Source organism: Klebsiella sp. PK18 (assembly GCF_057784655.1).
Window position 1 is genome coordinate 57,741 of sequence record NZ_JBYNWC010000002.1, and the last position, 18,521, is coordinate 76,261.

The window sequence follows — 18,521 nt, forward strand, 5'->3', positions numbered from 1 at the left end:
AAGTAACATCAATTAAATAGGGCTTTTACCAAAATCATAGGGCGTTATATAGCCCTGTGCATTTATATAAAGGTAATCAGCCCACCACTGCACCATCAGTCTCCGCTCTTCCAAATGCTCGGACGTTGAAGTGGTTTGCTGGCCTGTAGGCTTTGGCCTTTCGGGCCGTATCGTCAGAATTGACGGCGTGCGAGTACAAAAGAGGTCGCCCAGTGGCGACCTTCCTTTATTTGTATCTGCATCAGAAAAAAGGCGGGCGGCGGAGATACCGCCCCTGAGGAACAACGAGGATCTTTATCGTTATTTTTCTGAGAGATTGGAATAAGGGAGCGGCGGCAACGCCCATTGATGGGGGGAGAAACCCCAAACGCGCCGCGCTCGTGCCAGTTAACATCATGGCAAGATGGCCCGGAGGAGAGCCGGGACTTATTGCGGTTGTTAGACCGTGGCAAAACCCATCGCGGAAGGCTAATACCACGGCATGGGAATAAGCGGCGCTGGAAAGCAAAGATGGCCCATGCAAGGTATCAAGGAGCCAGCGCCTGAGAGGAGATTAAATTACGTTCAATTGGCTGTAGTTCGCAGTAGGCTCTTTCGATTCTATTAATCATTCCGCTCTTACATTTAACACGAATGATAATCATTATCAACAAATGTCACATCAAAGATGATGGCTACACAATGATTATTTTTGTCAGCCTATTGCTAATCAAAACTCTGTCATATCTAATAATTTGCATCAATGAAAACAGTCACCTCTCGAGCACAACACATGAAAACACTCAAAAGAATTTTGATGTTCATCGGCATATTCATCGCAATCAAAGTCCTTTTTTTTATTATTAATGATGCGAATAGCATACAGACTGAGCATGATATTAAAAGAGAATCACACGATTCCAGCGCTACACAAACAAAGCAAGATACATCAGTATCTGACAAGGCAGAGCCCACCTTGTCCTCAGCTTCCACTGTATCGAACACTGTCAATGATGTACCAAGACCTGGTTACCATCGATATATCGTTGGAAGTGGCATTAGTGTTGAACTACCAGAAAGTTGGTCATTATTAACTCATAATCAAATCATGGGAATAAAGAAAAAATCAGGAACAGCGAATGAAACGCCGAGCAACACTACAATTGCAGCGAACTCAAGCCAATATGCAAATCTAAATGAAGGAGTTTTCAGGGCATCCTTCACGGGTGAGAGCCTGAAAGCCGAAGACCTTAAAGCGGTAAGTAGAGCAGAACTGGATGATCTCTGCAAAAGCATGAATGATGGCCTTGCTAAAGGTTTGGCAAAGCAAGGGATGGCTTTAACACGAAATGCTTATTGTTCCATTACTAAAATATCCAACAAAGACGCACTTTCGATCGGTTATCAGCGAACTGATTTGAATTCAAATGGATTGTGGGATGTGTTTATTTACCAAGTACCTGTAAACGGTCAAGCCGCCATGTTCACAACATCCTATAAAACAAATGCAAGCCCGCAGGTACAGATTCAGATAGTGGATATTCTCAATAGCATTAGGTGGTAGTAAGACATCGAGCATCAAAGGAAGCCTGCCAGCCTCCTCTCAGGTGGATACAGTGCTGATAATGTCGCTGTAGCGATCAGGATCAGCCGCTTGGAATGCTCCTGCTGCTTCACGCGCACGGCGGAGCGCTTCCTCATCCATAACATGAGGTGTAAAGACACTAGCCCCAGCACCCAGACTCTTTTTGATGCGGTTGGACTTCTGTTTTTTGCAGGTTACTGGCGCAACGGCGGGCGCTGTTGTTGGTTTCCAGTCTGGATGGCAGATCAGATAGTCATCAACGGCGCTTTTTACAGCGTCCTGCCGCTGTTCTTCCTCCAGTTGCTCTGGAGTTTTCCCCAGAAGCGCGGCGGCAATGCCATCTCTGACTTTTTGCAATGTTGTTTTCATTCTTATGGTTCCTGTACAGGGCCAGCCCGTCACGGGCGCAGCGATACGCCAGCCAGATGATGGGCAGGTAAGGTAAGATTTCTAAGAGGTTCAATTCTGGAACTATCAGGCTGTTGCTTACTGGCTCGCCTGTTGGCTTTTTCTAATGCAGCCCGCTTTACGCGGGTTAGCTCCGCTAACGTCACCTCGTGACACTGGACTAACGCGGCGAACCGGGTTTAACCGGATAGGCTTAAATTTGCTCGCGGCTTTTCGAGCTATAACACGGCGGTATTCAACGCATAGCGCATCGTCGTATGGCGGGAACCGTGGAGCCATTGCGGCATCGGTGACGCCATTCTGCCTGAGTGACATCACCACCCAGTACAGCGACAATCCCGGCGCCGTACATATGGCGCTTAAATCAGCCCCCTCGTTAAAACTGGTAAAGGCCAGTCGGGAGTTCTGGTAGGAATTGGCCTTAGCAAAGCGCCTGCATCGCGGGTTATAGCTGTTGTCGTAAAGGTTCTGTACCTTTTCCAGCGGCAGACGAAGCATTAGCGCGACCTTTCCAGGAAGCATTCCAGCGATTAAAAGGTGTTTGCACTTCTGCATGATATCGCCATCACGGCAACGCCGCTTGTACAGGCGAGTCAGGTCGGGTAATTCTGGATCTGGGAGTGGCTCTGGTTCGGTACAGCCCGCTTTACGCGGGTTAACTTCGTTAACGTCACCTGGTGACGCTGGTTCGTTCTGGTCTGTATTCTGGGTGGCGGTCAGCGCCTTACGTTTATCAATCATTTATCCTCTACGATTTAAAAAGTTTTTTTCAGCTTCTGCTTCTCTGATCTTGAGGTGTTCACCAATCAGATTATCAAGGGCGATACCCTCAACACCCCACATTACGCCGTAGTCGGCAAGGCCATCATCACCAACATACGACCAGTGGCGAAGATCATCCAACGGAGCCATAATCCGGCCTGTGGTTTCCTCTGGCTCTGGTTTCTCAGGTGGAAACACCGCATCATCTTTATATTCCTGCGCTTCCTGGCTCACCTCATGATTACCAGCGGCGCGATCATCGCTGCTGCCGTTATCGTCAGATGCCACACTATCGCGCTGTCCAGAATCATCTGGGGCAGACTCATCGGCTATACCAGGACTCTGATCAGCGGGTGTGTCTGCGGGCTGGTTCCTGAGTTCGCCTGTTGGCGCATCAGTCGATGATGTAGCAGTGGCTGCTGCCTGTTCTGCCTGCGGTGTTTCGGCCTCTTCGACCTCTTCATGACCATTGTCATTCCCGTGTTTCTCCTCGGATTTTTTTGGCGCTTTCCGTTTCCCAGGGGCTTTGTTGAATAAATCGAACTTTTGCTGAGTTGAAGGATCAGATCACGCATCTTCCCGACAACGCAGACCGTTCCGTGGCAAAGCAAAAGTTCAAAATCACCAACTGGCCCACCTACAATAAAGCCCTCATCAACCGTGGCTCCATAACTTTCTGGCTGGATGATGAAGCTATTCAGGCCTGGTATGAGTCGGCAACGCCTTCATCACGGGGAAGACCTCAGCGCTATTCTGATCTCGCCTGAAGTGGTTTACTGAATTTGGCCACCTGAACAGAGGTGATATGCTCACCTCAGAACAACACAGGTGCGATAATGAAAAAAAGAAATTTCAGCGCAGAGTTTAAACGCGAATCCGCTCAACTGGTCGTTGACCAGAACTATACCGTGGCAGATGCAGCCAGCGCTATGGATGTCGGCCTTTCCACAATGACGCGATGGGTGAAACAATTACGTGATGAGCGGCAGGGAAAAACACCAAAAGCCTCACCCATTACCCCGGAACAAATTGAAATCCGAGAGCTCAGAAAAAGCTACAACGTATTGAAATGGAGAATGAAATATTAAAAAAGGCTACCGCGCTCTTGATGTCAGACTCCCTGAACAGTTCTCGATAATCGGGAAACTCAGGGCGCGTTATCCTGTGGCCACTCTCTGCCATGTGTTCGGGGTTCATCGCAGCAGCTACAAATACTGGAAAAACCGTCCTGAAAAGCCAGACGGCAGACGGGCTGTATTACGCAGTCAGGTACTTGAACTGCATGGCATCAGCCACGGCTCTGCCGGAGCAAGAAGCATCGCCACAATGGCAACCCAGAGAGGATACCAGATGGGGCGCTGGCTTGCTGGCAGACTCATGAAAGAGCTGGGGCTGGTCAGTTGCCAGCAGCCGACTCACCGGTATAAGCGTGGTGGTCATGAGCACGTTGCTATCCCGAATCATCTTGAGCGACAGTTCGCCGTAACGGAACCAAATCAGGTGTGGTGCGGTGATGTGACCTATATCTGGACGGGTAAGCGCTGGGCGTACCTCGCCGTTGTTCTCGACCTGTTCGCAAGAAAACCAGTGGGCTGGGCCATGTCGTTCTCGCCGGACAGCAGGCTCACCATGAAAGCACTGGAAATGGCATGGGAAACCCGTGGTAAGCCAGTCGGGGTGATGTTCCACAGCGATCAAGGCAGTCATTATACGAGCAGGCAGTTCCGGCAGTTACTGTGGCGATACCGGTTCAGGCAGAGTATGAGTCGGCGTGGAAACTGCTGGGATAACAGCCCAATGGAGCGCTTCTTCAGGAGTCTGAAGAACGATGGGTGCCGGCGACGGGCTATGTAAGCTTCAGCGATGCAGCCCACGCAATAACGGACTATATCGTTGGATATTACAGCGCACTAAGACCGCACGAATATAATGGTGGGTTACCACCAAACGAATCAGAAAACCGATACTGGAAAAACTCTAACGCGGTGACCAGTTTTTGTTGACCACTTCAGCTTGCCCGACAGCACATTCAGATATAAATTTGTGAGGTCATTAAACCTACAGGAGCAGATGTGGAATACTTCAGCGACAAAGAAAGAGGCCCCGTTCAACGGATAAATAACGAAGTAACAACTAAAGTCTGGGCTGGGCTTGTTTCATACATTAATGTTCTGGTAAACAACGGATACTTCGGTAAAGACTTTCCTGAAGAATGTCCCGATGGGCAGGGATGCGTAGGCACCGAGGTCAAAGACCTCAAAGCCTCGTTACAGGCTGAGATACCAAATCTTGACTGGCCATTGGCAACAGAAGTTGAATCAGAGGAATCGTCATCTTGGTCTAGGGAGATGATACCTTTTGTTCCAAACTATCTGGATGTAATGGATTTACTCCAGTTCTGCTATAAACATGTGGCCATGCCTGTTAAAGGGGGCTATCACAGCTATTTCAGGCATTACCACTTTGACGATTTTCAAATTGAAGCTGGTAAAGAAGAATTTAGGGAAAAGGTAAACACAATATTTGCCAGAAACGGCCTTGCTTACGAGCTTCTTGTATCAGGTGATATCATTCGAATGCTAAGCCCGGAACTGAAGCAAATGATGGCAAGCATAAGCATTCCTGTAGAGAAAGAGTTACGCAGCATGCTCATGCGCGCGAATGAAAAAATAATCAACTATGATGTCACCATTCGTTATGATGCACTTAAAGAGCTTTGGGACTTTTGGGAGCGGCTCAAAAGCATATCTTACCCAACTGACAAAAGAGAGTCTGTGAAGAAGTTACTTGATGCGGCAGCCCATACATCGGAATTTAGATCGATTTTAGAAATAGAGGCAAAAGCACTTACAGATATTGGAAATAGTTATTTCATTCGCCATACCGAAATGAAACAGATCAAGATTCAGGAAAGTGCTCATATCGAATATCTATATCAGCGCATGTTCAGCTTGATACATCTTTTACTAAAAACACTTCCAAGTTGATATTATTGCTTTTTCAGCAGGCTATGGAGGTAATGGTGCCAACTTACTGATTTAGTGTACGATGGTGTTTTTGAGGTGCTCCCGTGGCTTACATCTCCATCAGTTGTCCCTCCTGCTCAGCTACTGAAGGCGTGGTGCGTAACGGTAAAAGTACTGCCGGACATCAGCGCTATCTCTGCTCTCACTGCCGTAAAACATGGCAGCTACAGTTCACTTACACCGCCTCTCAGCCCAGTACACACCAGAAAATTATTGATATGGCCATGAATGGCGTCGGATGTCGCGCCAGTGCACGCATTATGGGCGTTGGCCTCAACACGATTTTACGACACTTAAAAAACTCAGGCCGCAGTCGGTAAACTCACGCATACAACCGGGCAGTGACGTCATTGTTTGCGCGGAAATGGACGAACAGTGGGGTTACGTCGGCGCTAAATCACGCCAGCGCTGGTTGTTTTACGCGTATGACAGGATACGGAGGACGGTTGTGGCGCACGTATTCGGTGAACGCACGCTGGCCACGCTGGAGCGTCTTCTGGGCCTGCTGTCGGCCTTTGAGGTCGTGGTATGGATGAAGGATGGCTGGCCGCTTTATGAATCACGCCTGAAGGGAGAACTGCACGTTATCAGCAAGCGATATACGCAGCGCATTGAGCGGCATAACCTGAATCTGAGGCAGCATCTGGCAAGGCTGGGCAGGAAGTCACTGTCGTTCTCAGAATCGGTGGAGCTGCATGACAAAGTCATCGGGCATTATCTGAACATAAAACACTATCAGTAAGTTGGAGTCATTACCAAAATACGTTACAGCCAACTTTGGACTCAATGGGATCCTTCATGAACTTAACCGATTTATTTATCACTTCCAGTCAACAGAGATTTATAGCCTGGAGAATAGAGCGAAGCGTGCGTTACCTGAGATAATTCCAGTCGTCTTGTATTTTTTAACATCATGTAGCCCAAGGTATTTCTATCCACAATTTCTTTTTGGTAAATCGAGCTGGAAAGTAAAAACCTTCACTGATTATCAACTTTATTTCATAATCCTACATGAAATATCCCATCATATCCTTGAACACCCTCAACGAGTCAGTTTGATAAAGGATTATGTTGAACGTCAGAACAAAATTAAGCAGTTTGAATATGAAGCCGATACATTAGCAAATGTACTTATGGCTTCGTCGATTATAACGGAAGGAAATGACGAACCACGAAGTAAGCATTCAGTCATTGTTTATGCGGACGCAATTGAGGCGGTCGAGCTTCTTTTTGAACATATGAACTTCATTGAAGAAATGGAGGAGATCATACGTCATAGATTCGGGTCATTTATAAATATTTCATCAACTAAAGGTGCACATCCGGAAGCATATACTCGCCTTGAGTATTTTCATAGAATTTTTGATAAGAATAGACAACTTTCTGAAACTGCACTGTATGCAAGGAATTTATATAACAGAATGACCAATTATTGCCTTGAGCTTTCTAATGATGAATTGGCGTCATTGATGAGAGATTATCTTGTCTGATCTAGTGTGAGCTCAACTGTTGAATAAAAGTGTTGCATCCATTGGTTGAACTCACTGTACGAAGCGACAAGCTACTAAGTTGAAGATCCGCTGTAAGCGAGGAATCGGCATGCGACTCACACGCTTAACTAGCAGTTTTTTTCATCATCGCGATGAATTGGGATTGATGTTAAAGATTGAAAAGTTGATGTAATCCTCGGGATAAAGATGATAGGTAAATGCATTGAATGAATTATTTTCATCAAAGATCAGCGAATATTCATTTGATCTCAAACTTGATAAATCATTCGATATATTATCAATGCCTAGAGGCTTTAAAAATTTTTCAAATGTTTTTGTGTAAGAGTCTATCACGTCAAAATTAATTACTTCATATGATTTTCCTTCAACCAGGTTACTTGAGCCATTCATTATTTCACATCTCCCATTGCTAATGGCGCAGTATATCTTGGCATGAAAGTCATTTTTATTTTTTAATTCGCCAATCAACTTGGATCCCAAGTTAAAACTTTCCATCTGCTCATAGCTTATTTCATTTGTTTTTGAAAAGGACTCTTTAAACACTTTAGATTGACCATTCCTTACTAACATGGAGGTATTTTCTGGATTTAAACGGTTTAGCAAATTAAGCCAAGAATCTACTTTCCCTTGGCTTTTAAGGAACTGATGGCCAACAAAAGGAGATATTATGTAGATTTTCGCATAAAGGAAATTCCACCTAGCAATCAATTTATAAAGCCATGTCATTATGGTGGTTTTCGAATAAACGCCAAAAATCACATCTGATAGTTCTCTTGAACCAAATATATTCACAATTGAGAATGCTTGTGCTTCGAATGAGTTATTTTCTTGGTATCGACTTACAAAATTTGCATCATGTTTTTTTCCGCATTTACATTCAAAAGGAAACTTAATCATGATATTATTTGGAGCCGGCCCTCTAGATTGAGAGAGGGACCAATTTGTGAAATCCCAGTGTTTTTTTGCTATTACTTCCCATTTACTCTTTAGAAGCTCAAATGAAATTATTTCCAGATTCTCTTCACAGTCATCACATATGTAAAGAGGGTGGTTGTAAAAATCGTAATCCGTATTCCTCTCTGTTAATACAGTGTTTTTATCAATGAAGTCTGTTAGCAGTGGTAGATCTTTGTATTTTAACAGTTTGGCTTCATCATTGTCAGAGTTTATATAAAAATCTGTTTTCTCCCAACCGCTACTAGGTCCAGAGTAGTCTGGATTTACGATATTAACTTTAAATATTCCAGCACATTTATCACAGGTCCCAATCATCACTCCATCCTCTTCTATATCAGGAATAATGATGCTGCTTCCTGGAATTGTAGTTGAAGATGTGTGAACTTCATGATACTCAATCGTAGTTGTACAGTGAGGGCACTTACCATGAAAATGCATGGTTTTATCACGGTCTATAAGGTGAAATTTCATTCTCCGTAAGAATTCATGAATAATCTCAAATTCCATATTTACTCCGAAAATCCCGTATTAGTTATAGAGTGGTTAATTACCATATTCTGTTGATTAATGATGCCATAATCCTTAATCTATTTCCTTAGCTATGTCCGCTTCTGGCACAAAGCAGACGTTAAGACTTACAGCATCGGGAAACTTCTGGATGCCGCGTCAGCGGCATGGAGGCGCCAGATGAGGTTACATGTGTCTGTGGAGTCAAATGGCGCCGAAAGCCCGGCGTAGCCGGTTACCTGGCTATAAACTCTGCCACCCTACCCCCTGCCCTGATTAGCCTTAACCCGCTCACAGCAATGAAGAAGTAAAAGTAATCCCTTTTAACCCCGGTGAGCGGGCTTTACGGCGTTTACGACGTAAAGGGCGTGATTTCCGGGGCCTTAGCGGCGGCAGCTTGCTGCTGACGCTTAGGGGGATGTTCACAAAAAATTTCAGCGACACCAGGTAACTTAACACGGTAGCTTGTATCTAACAGTTTGTGGTGATTAGCTACCACCACTGAAGCAGAGTGAGCCGCCCCCTTCCCTTAAGGTCAGAAAAGTCGGCACCGCTGAACCTTGATTTGCAGCATATGGCCCTCCGCTTCACCTTTCACGCCAGCACATCAGGTTGAACGGTTACCGGGAGCTCGACTCCGTATGTACAAGGCGAACAGGCGTGACGGTTTATGTGAGAGGAGTTTGACCATGTTTCCAGTCGGCATTGACGTAAGTAAAAACACCCTGGATCTTTGCATGCTTTATGACGGTATCAAAGGACGCATAAAAACCCGTAACATCCAGAATAACAGACATTCAGTTGAAAATATTCTTCGCTGGCTCAGGCTCCAACATTGCAGTCCGGAAGATGTTCATGTGGTAATGGAAGCTACCGGTGTTTATCACGAACGGCTGGCCACTGAATTACATGATGCCGGTTTCCGGGTTTCTCTGGCCAACCCTCACCGTAGTCGGGAGTTTGCGCGTGGCATGGGAATCATGACAAAAACGGATAAGGTGGATGCGTATATGCTGGCCTGTTACGCATTCCTTAAGAAGCCACACCGCTGGGAGCCGCCGGCACCCGAAATCAGATATCTCGGTGCACTCCTGCGACGGCGGGATGTTCTGCTGGGTGATGCCCTGCGTGAGGAGAACAGGCTGGAAAAATACCTGTCGACAGACACACCTGCAGATATTATCAGTTCCTGCAGGCGTATGGCGCAGCTTCTGCGCGAGGAGGTAAGTAATATCGAGCGGCAGATAAAAGCACATATCAAAGCCAGCCCTGCACTGAGGCGTGATTATACACTGCTGACCTCAATTAAATCGGTTGGTCCCCAGCTGGGGATGCATATGCTGGTCGTGCTTCGCAGCCATAACTTTGTATCGGCTGAGCAGGCTGCCGCCTTTCTGGGCGTGGTGCCGATCGAGAAACGCTCAGGCACATCGGTCCGGCGCCGGCCGCGGATGTCGAAAATCGGCCCCCCTCAGTTGAGAGCGAAGCTTTACATGTCCGCCCTGGGCGGAAAAATCTACAATAAGCGAATGCGTAATATTTACGATGAGATGTGCCTGCGGGGTAAACCTAAAATGGTGGCCATTGGCGCGCTGATGCGGAAACTGGTGCACTGGTGTTATGGCGTCCTGAAGACCGGAACCGTTTTTAATGACGAAGACCTGAAACCGGTACTGTCAACCTGACTATACCAGGCTGGCATTAAACACAAGGTAACGCTCGCTGCAATAAGTGAGCGCAGTCCGTTATGAGCGAATAGCGGAAGTTCACAGTTTGACAAAGGTATGATTAAAATAGTGCCTTGTTCAACAACAGGGAACAGGTCAAGAGATATATTCAATTGTTATCCAGGAATTTTTCAAAATATTATATCGAACATCATCTTTTCTTGTTTTTTTTTGTTGTTCATCGTTACAAGTGAATCGAGGGATGAAAGAAAAAAATATATTTATCAAAAACATAAATCTTTCTGAAATTGCTATCCCACCTCAGATTACTGGGCTGACCTAATCTATAGATCAAGTTCGCGTTATACTTTAGTGTTAGCAAAATACTAAGATGATTCTTAGGGACGACCTCTTGACGGTAGAGGAAGCGTGCATTGATTTTTACAATCACTACCTTTCGCCCCCAACCTAATCCGCGAATGATGCTTTCTGTGCTTGCGCGCCTGTTCTGATACTCGCCGCCAGAGTAATCAAATTGCTGATGCTTTCTGCCTGTTCAATGCGTCTCCTGTCGTCAGCACTACTGTGCATATTTGAGTGATTTCCTCTTAAGGAGAACTAGTTTCATGGGTATAAAAGCGCAGGTGAGTATCGCGCACAAGCTGGGGTTCACATCACACCAGAATGCAGTTCCGCTGTTACGTGAGCTCATCTTGCATAATGAGTCCGAAGAGACATTTCAGGATCTGACGCTGCATCTGCGGACCGCGCCAGCCGTGCTCGAAGATAAAAAATGGAATATCGACCGCCTGCTTCCCGGTACTTCACTGGATATCAGGGATCGGGATGTCAAACTTAACGCCAAATGGCTCGCCGAACTGACCGAAAGCGTACTCTGCGAAGTCACCATAAGTTTGTGCCAGGGTGAGGAAGAAATCTTCATTACTCATTATTCGCTTGAGGCACTTGCGAAAAATGAATGGGGCGGCAGCGCAATGATTGAATTGCTCCCTTCATTTATCATTCCTAATGATCCGGCGGTAGATCGTGTACTCAAGGCAGCCTCTGATGTCCTTCGCCGTGCAGGCAAGAATGACGCTCTTGATGGTTATGAAAGCAAGTCGAGAACTCGTGTCTGGGAAATTACCTCAGCTCTCTGGACTGCTGTCTGCAACCTCAATATCAGTTATGCCCTTCCCCCAGCCAGCTTTGAACGGAATGGCCAGAAAATTCGCACACCAGGCATCATTCTGGAAGGAAAAGTCGCGACCTGTCTGGATACAACCTTATTATTTGCTTCAGCACTGGAACAGATTGGTTTGAATTCACTGCTAATGCTCAGTGAAGGTCATGCGTTTGCTGGCGTCTGGTTACAACCACAGGAATTTTCGCAGCTAGTGACAGAAGACGTCTCTGCGGTGCGCAAACGTGTCGACCTAAAAGAAATGGTCGTATTTGAGACAACTCTCGCGACCAGAGCCCACCCGCCTTCATTTACTCAGGCATCTGATGAAGCGTTAAAGTATCTTAACGAGGATGTTTTTCACGCAGCCATTGATTCGCGTCGCGCGCGGATGCAGAAAATTCGGCCACTGGCTCTGGGTGTCACTCGCCTTGAAGAACAGCCTGATGCTGAGGAGGTTATTTCTCATGGGTTTGAGGACGCACCCTCTCTCCCTGATGTTGACATTGATATTGAAACAGCTGGCGAAAAAGAAGCTGGGGGCCGGCTTGTACAATGGCAACGAAAACTTCTGGACTTAACCACCCGTAACCGCCTGTTACACCTGCCTGAAAGCGCTAAAGGCATTCGTTTGATCTGTGCGAATCCGGGCCATCTTGAAGATAAGCTAGCTGAAGGCAAACGCATTCGCATTGTCCCGCTCCCTGATCTAGAGAGTGGAGGCCGCGATGCCGAACTTTATCAGCAGCTCACAAACGAGAACCTGCGGGAAGAATACGCCCAGATTGCGCTGGAACGCGGTGAAGTCGTCTCCGCAATGGAAAAATACCGCCTCGAGTCATCCCTAATCGACCTCTATCGAAAATCGAAAAGTGATTTGGAGGAAGGTGGTGCCAACACTCTTTTCCTCGCTGTGGGCTTCCTTAAATGGAAAAAATCCGCTGATGATCCCAAAAGTTACTCAGCTCCACTGATACTACTGCCGATTCAGCTTGACCGTAAAAGTGTACTTTCGGGCGTGTCCATGCGTTTGCTGGAAGAAGAGCCCCGCTTCAACCTTACTCTGCTTGAACTGCTACATAATGACTTTGCTCTGACAATTAACGGCCTCGATGGCGATCTGCCCACCGATGAAAGTGGTGTTGATGTGGATGGCATCTGGAATATGGTACGGCGTGCTGTGCGCGACATACCCGGTTTCGAAGTCACCCGTGATGTCGTGATTGGCACATTCTCTTTTGCCAAATATCTGATGTGGAAAGATCTAATCGATCGGGCACCTCAGTTGATGCAAAGTGCGCTGGTAAAGTATCTCATCGAACGCGGCCAGGACAATGCCGTTCTGGATAAGAGCGGAGAAGTCATCAACGTTGAGGAACTCGATGACAACGTCAATACGCAGGATCTTTTCCTACCGCTGCCTGCAGATTCCTCGCAAATCGCCGCCGTTGTAGCCTCTGCAAAAGGGAGGGATTTTGTTCTGGATGGCCCCCCCGGTACCGGTAAGTCGCAAACCATAGCCAATATGATCGCGCATAATCTTGCGCTGGGAAGGCGCGTACTTTTTGTTGCTGAGAAGAAAGCGGCACTGGATGTGGTCTATCGCAGGCTTGAGGCTCAGGGACTCGGTGAATTTTGTCTGGAACTGCACTCGAGCAAAACGTCCAAGATGGATTTTCTGAAACAGCTAGAGCGGGCATGGGATGCGCGTGATCTACTGACCACCTCGGAGTGGAAGGAAGAAGCGGCCAAGGTGCAGCACCTGCGAGACAAACTCAATGAGGTTGTCCGTTTGCTCCATCTGCGCTGGCCAAATGGCTTAACGCTCCATCAGGCAATGGGCACGGTTATCAGGGATGCAAGTAGCGCCACGCCGCACTTTAGCTGGCCTGCATCGACTTTGCATTCTTCTTCAGAGATGACTCAGTTCAGAGAGATAGTAAAACGTCTGGAGCTGAACCGTGATACCTGGAAACAGCACGGCGATCATTTTGACCTCATCACGCAGCCTGACTGGACCAATGGGTGGCAGTCTTCTCTCATTGCTGCAGCAAATTCATTGCCTGCAATCATCGATCACCTTGAAAACGCCACCGAGGAATTACTGAAGGCGACGGGAGTTACTCTGGACTCTACTGAGCCCGAGAGACTGTCGCAACTAACTTCATTCTGTGAATTATTGACGGAAGCTTACGGCATTGATCTGAATTTCATGTTCGCACCGGATGCCACAAGCCGTATAGAGTCAGCGAATAAAGCCGTTCACCTCCTGAAAGAGATTGAAGTGACAAAGGCTAATCTGTCAGTTACCTACCCTGGTAACAGCTGGCAGTACGTTAATGCTCCGCAGATCAGAAACGCACTTGACGTCGCTGACAAAAAATTCTGGTTCTTTGCGACCAGTGCCCGCAAGAAAGTCATTGGTGAAGTTATCCGACAATACTCGCTAACGTCAGCTCCCGACTTATCCGTTGATCTCCCCATTGCTGAAACTCTGCAGACATTGCTGCAACGTCTGACCGAGCTTAACTCTGTCACTTTATCCCTGCCGGGATGGGCTGGGCTGGATACCAACGTTGCACAGTTGCAGACCACCCTGGAACTTGCAGAATCTATCCGCAATTCGCTTGGTGGTTTTGCTTCTTCGCCACAGCAGTTGGTCGAGATCCGCACTGCTGTAAAAAATCTGATTATTGATGCCAATGACCTTCTCGGTTCGCAGGGTGTTATCTCCGCCCTGACTCGGAAACTGCGCACAGCAATCGCCAATTTCAATGATGCACAGGTTAGCTTCTGCAATCTGATAAAACCAGCTGAGGACAAACCATCGCTCCCGGCACTGCGTGACTGCGCACTCAATATCCTGCAACATCAGTCTGCTCTTAAAGCCTGGAGTGACTGGAGCCGTGTACGTGAGGAAGCGATTTCACATGGCCTGCAGCCAGTGATCAACGCGCTGATCCATGTTAACTCAGGAGAAATAAGCGCTGCAGAGATTTTTGAAACTGCCTATTGCCGCTGGTTTGCATCGTGGATGATCGATTCAGAGCCGCTGCTGCACAATTTTGTGCCGGCTGAGCACATGAGTGATATTGAGGCTTACCGTGCTCAAACCGATCGTCTGGCCAAACTGACAGTACGCTATATCCGTGCTCGTTTATGTGGCGTCATTCCTGCAAAAAATGAGGTCAGCAAGCAGAGTGGTTTTGCACTGCTTAAACATGAACTACAGAAATCCCGTCGTCATAAACCGGTACGCCAGATGGCAGCCGAAATGGGCGATGCCATGGCCAAACTTGCCCCCTGCATGCTGATGAGTCCGCTTTCAGTCGCCCAGTTCCTGCCCTCCGACCAAGCCTTGTTTGATCTGGTGATTTTCGATGAGGCATCGCAGATTGCCCCGTGGGATGCTATCGGCACCATGGCGCGTGGCAAACAGGTGGTAATCGCCGGTGATCCCCGCCAGATGCCGCCAACCAGCTTCTTTAATCGTGCAGCTAATGACACGGACGATGATACTGAAGAAGATATGGAAAGCATTCTGGATGAGTGTCTTGCTGCCGGCCTGTATAACCACAGCCTGAGCTGGCATTACCGGAGCCGTCATGAAAGCCTGATTACCTTCTCCAACCATCGCTATTATGACAGCAACCTGATTACGTTCCCCGCTTCCGAAACAAAGCAAAGTGCTGTCCAGTGGTGCAAGGTTACAGGCGTCTACTCTAAAGGGAAAGGACGTCATAATCAGGTCGAGGCAGAAGCGATCGTCGCTGAAACGGTGAAGCGACTGACTGATAAAGAGTTCGTTGCATCAGGCAGATCGATAGGCATTATCACGCTGAATACTGAACAGCAAAAGCTAGTCAGCGATCTGCTGGACCGTGCCAGACAGCATCACCCTGAAATTGAACCCTTCTTCCAGTCTGAACTGGAAGAACCTGTTGTGGTTAAAAACCTCGAAACGGTTCAGGGGGATGAACGCGATTTGATCATAATTAGCATCGGGTACGGCCCGACTGAGCCGGGCGCAAATACAATGTCGATGAATTTTGGCCCGCTTAATCGCGAGGGAGGCTGGCGCCGGCTGAATGTTGCCGTCACACGTGCGCGACAGGAAATGATGGTCTTCAGCTCGTTCGATCCTTCCTTCATCGACCTTAATCGGACCAGCGCCCGCGCGGTTGCTGACCTCAAACACTTTATTGAGTTTGCCCAGCGCGGCCCTGAAGCTCTTTCTCAGGCAGTACGTGGGTCTGTAGGCGGTTATGACTCACCGTTTGAAGAGGCAGTAGCAAATGGTCTGAGGAGAAAAGGCTGGCATGTTGTCCCGCAAATTGGCGTATCCCGTTTCCGTATTGATTTGGGGATCGTTCATCCGGATAAGCCTGGCGACTATCTTGTCGGTGTTGAATGTGACGGTGCCACTTACCATAGCGCAGCAACAGCACGCGATCGCGATAAAGTCCGCAGCGCTATCCTACAGGGCCTGGGCTGGAAATTACTGCGCCTCTGGTCAACTGAATGGTGGATTGATAAAGAAGGTGCACTCGACAGGCTGGATACAGCAATAAATCGCCTGCTGGAGGAATCCAGAGCAGCGGAAGCCGCACTGATTGCTGAAGCAGAAAAACAAAAGCAGATTACGCCAGTCATCGGTCACGTAACCAATGATGCCAGTGAAGACATACTGGTATCTGAAATTACACCTGTCGCTAATGATGAAGAAATATCCACGTCAGTAAACCCTATCATCACGCCTCCCGCCGAAGTAAGCGAAAATGATGGTGGCACTGAGTTGAAGTATGCATCTACAGCTTCTCAGAATAACAACAAGCCAGCGCATGCCGGTAAGTATGTCGTTAACGATCTTCAGGAATGGCACGACAGGACAGATGCAGAACAATTCTATATCGCTGAATATGATGAGACACTTAAAACCCTCATTGAAGCGGTGGTAACAAGTGAATCACCCGTTCTGGATACAACGCTTGTGCAACGCATCGCACGTATACACGGCTTCACTCGCGCTGGCAGACTGATACGTGAACGCGTAATGGAAATTGTGGATCAACACTATCACCTTGCAGCCGATCACTCAGGTGAAAACTTCGTCTGGCTGTCCGCTGAGCAACGTGCTGACTGGAATGCGTTTCGTTTGCCTGCCACGGATAACGACATTCGCCAGGTTGACGCGATCCCTAGTGAGGAATTACGCGCACTGGCGCTGAGTATTAAAGGTGACAATAAGATACAGGAAATGACCCGCTCGCTTGGAATTAAGCGCCTGACCAGTCAGGCAAAAAAAAGGATTGAATCAATACTTAATGTTGTTTGAAGGTCAACCGTGTGGAAAACCACTTTTAGAGACTAATAGTCTGAAATATAGAGTCTTAATCGACCATTTTGAGACCGGATGTATTAAAGTCGATTTCTGACACCTCTTATCGTGGTTTTCCACATCACCAACATCGACCAGTTGGGCGTAATTAAGGAGTACTAACCTGCTCCCCGTATTTTCACACAGACTGCTGTTAGTTACTTCCGCTTTTGGCACAAAGCAGACGTTAAGACTTACAGCATCGGGAAACTTCTGGATGCCGCGTCAGCGGCATGGAGGCGCCAGATGAGGTTACATGTGTCTGTGGAGTCAAATGGCGCCGAAAGCCCGGCGTAGCCGGTTACCTGGCTATAAACTCTGCCACCCTACCCCCTGCCCTGATTAGCCTTAACCCGCTCACAGCAATGAAGAAGTAAAAGTAATCCCTTTTAACCCCGGTGAGCGGGCTTTACGGCGTTTACGACGTAAAGGGCGTGATTTCCGGGGCCTTGGCAGCGGCAGCTTGCTGCTGACGCTTAGGGGGATGTTCATCAACTATTTCAGCGACACTAGGGAACTTAACACGGTAGCTTGTATCTAACCGTTTGTGGTGATCAGCCACCACTTCTGAAGCAGTGTGAGCCGCTCCCGTTCAGCAAAGAACGTAAAAAAACCGACTAACGGCGGTTTAGCTGTCTGGTCAGGAAGTTGCGCTTGCGAGCCGAGCTGCAAATCCAATGAAGAACATCCCTACCAGCGCGTTTCCGATGGCCGATAACCTCCGGTTCCCTTTCAGACGGCTTAACAGGTAAGAGCCGCAGAAACGAGGAAGCCGAAATAAACGAGAGTGATGCCTGGCCTCGCTGAGCGTGCGTTGCGGATCATCCGCGAATGTTACGCCAACTCTGGCCCGACATTAACCTGCAAGAAGCTTGTTGAGATTCATGATCTTTAGGAAGATCACACCAAAGGCATTGAGGCTCTGCCCCGGATCTCACCTGGCATCATATTTTGCTGAACGGGCATTACACATCAAGAGAAACAATGAGATTATTGACCTGGATGCGCTGGTACCGGGCTGAAACTGAGATGACGAAAAAATTTGAGGTTCCGTCGTAGAACCCCAAACTGGGCCAAAAAAAAATTTAAGTCAGATGTAATCTGTCAGACACCTGTATAAATAACCGGTAACTGTCAGATCAGGCCTGAGCTAATACAGATAAATTCCGTTTGCCAAGCGATCCCTCCTAAGTCCAATCCTGGTAACCGTTTTCGTGAATCCAGACAAGCCCCGCAGGACAAGCATCAGATAAAAACCAATACCCATTAAAAGCGCCACACTCCATCTCTTCAGGCGAATTTGGGAAACTTTCTCTAAATTTAGAGATCTGTTCTTTTATTGTACCAGTCCAGAACACGCCCCCGTTTCCAAACTTTACTTTCCCCTCATACATCAAACGCTCGATAAACCAGAAAAATAACTCTTTCTCTTCATCAAATGACAGCGTTATCTTACCTGATAGGCTAGCTGGGTGAATGTTTTCCCAAATCGTAACCATTGATGCCCCTTCAAGGGCTTCCTTCCTTTTTTCATATTCATCATTCGTAATCATATATAA

General features: G+C 47.5%; 11 protein-coding genes and 4 pseudogenes. 8 read left to right on the top strand and 7 right to left on the bottom strand.

The features are described 5' to 3' along the window. Positions 1-12: 12 nt before the first annotated feature. Positions 13-126 (bottom strand): annotated as a pseudogene (locus AC3EMD_RS27690) (hypothetical protein); the annotation flags it as partial. Between the two features lie 646 nt (positions 127-772). On the opposite strand from AC3EMD_RS27690, the gene AC3EMD_RS27695 reads away from it, so the two are divergent. Next, on the top strand, positions 773-1,543 hold the full coding sequence (locus AC3EMD_RS27695) for a hypothetical protein (RefSeq protein ID WP_049010506.1): 771 nt from the start codon (positions 773-775) through the stop codon (positions 1,541-1,543). Positions 1,544-1,582: 39 nt separating this feature from the next. Here AC3EMD_RS27695 and AC3EMD_RS27700 read toward each other — a convergent pair whose 3' ends face one another. The 3 genes from AC3EMD_RS27700 to AC3EMD_RS27710 form a co-directional block, all read right to left on the bottom strand. After that, positions 1,583-1,933 (bottom strand): hypothetical protein, encoded by a 351-nt coding sequence (locus AC3EMD_RS27700; RefSeq protein WP_049156930.1) that lies wholly within the window; start codon positions 1,931-1,933, stop codon positions 1,583-1,585. Between the two features lie 117 nt (positions 1,934-2,050). Then, positions 2,051-2,713 carry a hypothetical protein gene (locus AC3EMD_RS27705; protein WP_302074225.1) on the bottom strand — a complete coding sequence of 221 codons (663 nt, stop codon included), beginning with the start codon at positions 2,711-2,713 and terminating at the stop codon, positions 2,051-2,053. After that, positions 2,714-3,022 carry a hypothetical protein gene (locus AC3EMD_RS27710; protein ID WP_148675066.1) on the bottom strand — a complete coding sequence of 103 codons (309 nt, stop codon included), beginning with the start codon at positions 3,020-3,022 and terminating at the stop codon, positions 2,714-2,716. It lies immediately after the preceding gene. A 266-nt stretch (positions 3,023-3,288) separates the two neighbouring features. Between AC3EMD_RS27710 and AC3EMD_RS27715 the strand changes: the two are divergent. The 5 genes and pseudogenes from AC3EMD_RS27715 to AC3EMD_RS27735 form a co-directional block, all read left to right on the top strand. Next, positions 3,289-3,498, top strand: a pseudogene (locus AC3EMD_RS27715) (transposase); the annotation flags it as partial. Between the two features lie 72 nt (positions 3,499-3,570). Next, a pseudogene (locus AC3EMD_RS27720) lies at positions 3,571-4,737 on the top strand (IS3-like element ISEc52 family transposase). A 69-nt stretch (positions 4,738-4,806) separates the two neighbouring features. Beyond that, positions 4,807-5,721, top strand: coding sequence for an AbiJ-NTD4 domain-containing protein (locus AC3EMD_RS27725; RefSeq protein ID WP_302074226.1), 915 nt, complete (start codon positions 4,807-4,809; stop codon positions 5,719-5,721). Between the two features lie 83 nt (positions 5,722-5,804). Beyond that, positions 5,805-6,502, top strand: a protein-coding gene (locus AC3EMD_RS27730) for an IS1 family transposase (protein ID WP_302074227.1) whose coding sequence is annotated in 2 segments (ribosomal slippage) — positions 5,805-6,054 and positions 6,054-6,502 — 699 coding nt in all. Because the reading frame shifts where the segments join, the coding sequence is not laid out codon by codon here. Between the two features lie 154 nt (positions 6,503-6,656). Continuing rightward, entirely contained in the window at positions 6,657-7,250 is a 594-nt protein-coding gene (locus AC3EMD_RS27735; protein WP_488516913.1) for a phage exclusion protein Lit family protein, read from the top strand. A 144-nt stretch (positions 7,251-7,394) separates the two neighbouring features. Here AC3EMD_RS27735 and AC3EMD_RS27740 read toward each other — a convergent pair whose 3' ends face one another. Next, positions 7,395-8,735 (bottom strand): hypothetical protein, encoded by a 1,341-nt coding sequence (locus AC3EMD_RS27740; RefSeq protein ID WP_302074229.1) that lies wholly within the window; start codon positions 8,733-8,735, stop codon positions 7,395-7,397. A gap of 689 nt (positions 8,736-9,424) precedes the next feature. Between AC3EMD_RS27740 and AC3EMD_RS27745 the strand changes: the two genes are divergently transcribed. Continuing rightward, positions 9,425-10,420, top strand: a complete 996-nt coding sequence (locus AC3EMD_RS27745; protein WP_302074230.1) for an IS110 family RNA-guided transposase — start codon at positions 9,425-9,427, stop codon at positions 10,418-10,420. A gap of 608 nt (positions 10,421-11,028) precedes the next feature. After that, positions 11,029-16,920: an anti-phage protein ProA gene (gene proA, locus AC3EMD_RS27750; RefSeq protein WP_302074231.1), complete on the top strand. Its 5,892-nt coding sequence runs from the start codon at positions 11,029-11,031 to the stop codon at positions 16,918-16,920. A 682-nt stretch (positions 16,921-17,602) separates the two neighbouring features. Here the strand turns inward: proA and AC3EMD_RS27755 are convergent. Together AC3EMD_RS27755 and AC3EMD_RS27760 are read right to left on the bottom strand one after the other, a co-directional pair. Then, positions 17,603-17,754: pseudogene (locus AC3EMD_RS27755) on the bottom strand (leucine efflux protein LeuE); the annotation flags it as partial. Positions 17,755-18,149: 395 nt separating this feature from the next. Then, positions 18,150-18,515 carry a DUF596 domain-containing protein gene (locus tag AC3EMD_RS27760; protein ID WP_040107964.1) on the bottom strand — a complete coding sequence of 122 codons (366 nt, stop codon included), beginning with the start codon at positions 18,513-18,515 and terminating at the stop codon, positions 18,150-18,152. Positions 18,516-18,521: the final 6 nt, after the last annotated feature.